This is a genomic window from Kitasatospora putterlickiae (assembly GCF_039527695.1).
Taxonomy (GTDB): Bacteria; Actinomycetota; Actinomycetes; order Streptomycetales; family Streptomycetaceae; genus Kitasatospora; species Kitasatospora putterlickiae.
The window spans coordinates 3,698-5,304 of record NZ_BAAAKJ010000416.1; the positions used below are offsets into that span (position 1 = coordinate 3,698).

A 1,607-nucleotide genomic window follows, 5' to 3' on the forward strand; every position below is an offset into this window, starting at 1 on the left:
CGGCGGCCGGCCGGCCGGGTCGCCGACCGCGCCGGTGCCGTTGAGGGCGGTGCCGTTGAGGGCGGGGCCGTCGGCGCTCTCTGCCGGGTCGGCGAGGACGGCCGGGTCGGCCAGCGCGGCCAGCCGCTCGGCGTGCCCGGCGGGCCAGCCGGGGGAGCGGGCGATCCGGTCGGCGACGCCGAAGGGCAGGTCCCGCTCCTGGGCGGAACAGCCCGCGCCCACGACCAGGACTCCGCGCTCGGCGGCCCGGGCGGCGAACACCCGCAGCAGCTCGCTCTTGCCGCTGCCGAGGGGTCCGTCGACCAGCGCCACCCGTCCCGCGCGGCCGAGACAATCGGCGAGCAGGTGGTCGAGTCTGTCGATGTGCGCATCACGTTCCAGCAGGTAAGGCACCGGGTACCCCCGACCTCATCTCTTGTAGGCGTCCGGCCGCCGGTCCCCGGCGGCTCCTCCGGGGCGGTGGCGACGGCCGCCCGCTCCCGGTCGAACCCATCATGGGGACACCCCGCCCATCGCCCGGGAACTGACCGCCCACGGGCGGGCCATTGCCGCCGGTTCCGCCGGGCGGGGGCGGCGAATTGCCGGCGGCGATTACCGAAGGGGGGCCGCCGGTGGTATCACGGATCAGAATTGACATGCAGTCAATGGAAGGCCCGGTTGACCTGATGTACCATCGGGAACATTCGGAATGGCGTCGTCCGGAATTGCCGGGAATCGAGGGGGCAGGGGTGCGATTCAATGTTCTGGGGCCGCTTGAGGTGCTCTCCGACGGCGCTGACGTGCCCATTCGCGGCCTGCAACAGAGGGCCCTGCTCGGTGTTCTCCTGCTCCGCGCGAATAGCGTGGTGGGTATCAACGAGATAGTCGCCGCACTCTGGGGCGATGATCGTCCGTCCACGGCCCGGAAAATGGTGCAGAACTCGGTGGCCGGGCTGCGCCGCGCATTCCAGGCGGTCGGGGAGCCGGCGGACGCGAAGGCCGTACTGAATACCACTGTGCCCGGATACGTGCTCAGAATCGAGCCGGAGCAGCTCGATCTGACGGAATTTCATGAGCTTGTCACATTGGGCCGGGCCCGACTGGCGGCCGGCGACTGGACGCAGGCCTCGGAACTGCTTCGCCGCGCCCTGGGCCTGTGGCGCGGCCCGGTGCTCGCCGACGTGAGCGACGCCGGGCTCACCTGGCCGGAGCTGGCCGCCCTCCAGGGCACCCGTCTGGCCGTCCACGAGGACTGCATCCAGGCCGAGTTGGCGATGGGGCGGGACCGCGAGCTGATCGGCGAACTGGAGTCCCTGCTGGAGGCCGAGCCGACCAGGGAGCGCCTGGTCGCCCAGCTGATGGTCGTCCTCTACAACTGCGGGCGCCAGTCCGAGGCGCTGGACCGCTACCGGCGCACCCGGGACCTGCTCGCCGACCGCTTCGGCCTGGAGCCCGGCCGCGACCTGCGACGTCTCCAGCGCGCGATCCTCAGCCACGACCCGGCCCTGGCACTGCGGCTCGCCACCGCCCCGGGCGGCGCGGCGGACTTCCCCTCCCCGGCCGGACCCCGGCCCGCGTCCGCCGCCCCGCAGCCGCCGCGTCCCCCGCTCGCACCCGCCGCGCCGTCG

The 1,607-nt window shown here is 73.2% G+C and carries 3 protein-coding genes; 1 reads left to right on the forward strand and 2 read right to left on the reverse strand.

Going from position 1 to position 1,607, the window contains the following annotated elements; translation table 11 throughout:
• A partial coding sequence (locus ABD308_RS34920; RefSeq protein WP_344343954.1) for an ATP-binding protein occupies nucleotides 1–393 on the reverse strand: 393 nt, incomplete at its 3' end.
• 248 nt (nucleotides 394–641) lie between these two features.
• Nucleotides 642–1,052, reverse strand: coding sequence for a hypothetical protein (locus ABD308_RS34925; protein WP_344343955.1), 411 nt, complete (start codon nucleotides 1,050–1,052; stop codon nucleotides 642–644).
• 12 nt (nucleotides 1,053–1,064) lie between these two features.
• Here ABD308_RS34925 and ABD308_RS34930 point away from each other — a divergent pair.
• On the forward strand, nucleotides 1,065–1,607 hold a 543-nt coding region (locus ABD308_RS34930), incomplete at its 3' end, for an AfsR/SARP family transcriptional regulator (RefSeq protein ID WP_344343956.1).

What these genes read in the sequence shown, in the direction of transcription:
- ABD308_RS34925 (WP_344343955.1), bottom strand. Translation starts at nt 1,052, where the DNA reads ATGAAATTCCGTCAGATCGAGCTGCTCCGGCTCGATTCTGAGCACGTA.